The 2,368-nt window shown below is 61.7% G+C and carries 1 protein-coding gene; it reads left to right on the forward strand.

What is annotated here, in order from left to right:
- The coding region (locus EKL94_RS22025) for a condensation domain-containing protein (RefSeq protein WP_148105820.1) at window positions 1-2,368 on the forward strand (2,368 nt) is incomplete at both ends.

Genomic DNA, 2,368 nt, shown 5'->3' on the forward strand with positions numbered 1-2,368 from the left:
ACATTGCAGCGGTAGTGGCAGGCCGCTATGAGGCGCCGGTGGGTGAGGTGGAGCAGGCGCTGGCTACCCTCTGGCAAGAGGTGCTGGGGCTGGAGCGCGTGGGGCGCGGTGACGACTTCTTCGCGCTTGGGGGAAACTCCCTGCTGGCCATCCAAATGGTGTCAAGGGCGCGACAGCTGCAGATCTGTGACACCACACTCGGTGCGCTGTTCGAACAGCGCACCCTGCGCCACGTTGTCCAGGCAGCCAAGGAATTGCAGGCGCCCGATGACGTCGCCATTATCCCACTCGCTGACCGCGCAATGGAGCTGCCTCTGTCGTGGTCCCAACAGCGGCTGTGGTTCCTGGACCAGCTCGACAAGGCGGCGGGCGCCGCCTACCACATCCCAGTGGCAATGCGCCTGACCGGCGTGCTCGACGCGCGGGCACTGCAGCGCGCACTGAATCGCATCGTGGCCCGCCATGAGAGCCTTCGTACTCGATTCGAAAACGTGAATGGAGCCCCGCGCCAGATCATCGAATCGATTGATTCCGGCTTTGTGTTGACCCACGTGGATCTCTCGAATCTAACGACCCGAGACCGCGATGCGGAGGTGGCGCGACTGATTGTCCAAGAGACGCGCGAACCGTTCCAGCTGTCGCAGGGTCCGTTGATCCGCGGGCAACTGTTCCACCTTGCCGAGCACCATCACCTGCTGCTCATCACACAGCATCACATCGTGTCCGATGGTTGGTCGATGGGGCTTTTCATCCAGGAACTGGGGGCGCTGTACACAGCATTCACGTCAGGTAATGAAGATCCGTTGACGCCATTGGCGTTGCAATACGCTGATTACGCTGCGTGGCAGCGAGGCTGGCTGCAGGGGACAGTGCTGGATGCGCAGCTCGCATTTTGGCGGAGTCATCTGGAGGGTGCACCCACGTTGATTGAACTACCTCTGGACCGACCACGGCCGATGATCCAGCGTTACCACGGCGGAAAAGTCGGCGTACACTTGCCGGCGTCCCTGATCGCTGCCGTCAAGCGTCTGTCCCATCGCCACGGCGCGACCCTGCATATGACGCTGCTCGCGGCATGGTCCATTGTGCTGTCACGTATCAGTGGCCAGGCTGATGTGGTTATCGGCACTCCTGTTGCCAACCGCCCACGCACTGAGCTCGAGCCCATGATCGGGTTCTTCGTCAACTCGCTTGCGCTGCGTGTGCGTCTGGAGAACGACCCGAGCGTGGCGGCGCTGCTGGGGCAGATCAAAGCCACGACACTGGCCGCCTACGCACACCAGGATGTTCCTTTTGAACAGGTGGTGGAAGCGATAAAGCCATTGCGCAGCCTGGCCCACAGTCCCGTGTTCCAGGTGATGCTTGCACTGGACAACACCCCGTCTTCTGCCCCGACTGAACTTCCGGAGCTGGAGCTCGCCTCGGTTCCGATCGGACACACCAGCGCCCAATTCGATCTGTCACTTTCGTTGGCAGAACAGGGGGAGGAGCTGGTGGGGGCGCTCGAGTACGCAAGCGATCTGTTTGACGCCGATACCGCAAGGCGGATGACGTGTTACTTCGAATCTGCGCTGGCAGCGATGGTGGCCGATGACCAAGCACAGGCAAGCCGGATACGTTTGCAGTCGAAGGAGGAATACCAGCAGGCGCTTCATGGTTTCGGCGCAGCGCATCGATCGTGGCCGCAACAGGAATCCATTGTTCGTCTGTTCGAGCACTCCGCCGCACGGCGACCGAATGCGGTTGCCCTGACCTTCGGCACAAAGACCCTGTGTTACGGCGAGCTCAACGCCCGCGCGAACCAGTTGGCGCACGTGCTGCGGGCGCGCGGAGCGGGTCCAGAGCAGCGCGTGGCGCTGTGCATGGAGCGGGGCTTTGATCTGGTTGTCGGAATGCTGGGCATTCTCAAGTCCGGCGCGGCCTACGTACCGATGGAGCCCTCTGCACCGCCCGAGCGCTTGGCCTTTATGCTGATCGACAGTGCGCCGATGACGGTGGTCACCCAATCCGATCTGGTTGCGCGGTTCCAGCAGGCAAGACGGCCGCTGCTGGTGCTCGATGCTGATGCCGAACTGAACAACGCGTCGGTACAGGATCCGTGCAATGCACAAATGACGCCAAGGCACTTGGCCTATGTGATCTATACCTCTGGCTCGACCGGTCAGCCCAAGGGTGTGATGGTGGAGCATGGTCAAGTCGCACGGTTGTTTGCGGCGACTGATGCGCAGTTCCAGTTTGGCTCCGAGGATGTGTGGACGCTGTTCCACTCCTTCGCATTCGATTTCTCGGTATGGGAGATATGGGGTGCACTGCTGCACGGCGGTCGGTTGGTCATCGTTCCCGCAGCCGTCAGCCGCAGTCCACGGGA

The sequence above is a fragment of the Stenotrophomonas maltophilia genome, assembly GCF_003970865.1.
In the GTDB taxonomy this organism is placed as follows: domain Bacteria; phylum Pseudomonadota; class Gammaproteobacteria; order Xanthomonadales; family Xanthomonadaceae; genus Stenotrophomonas; species Stenotrophomonas maltophilia_AR.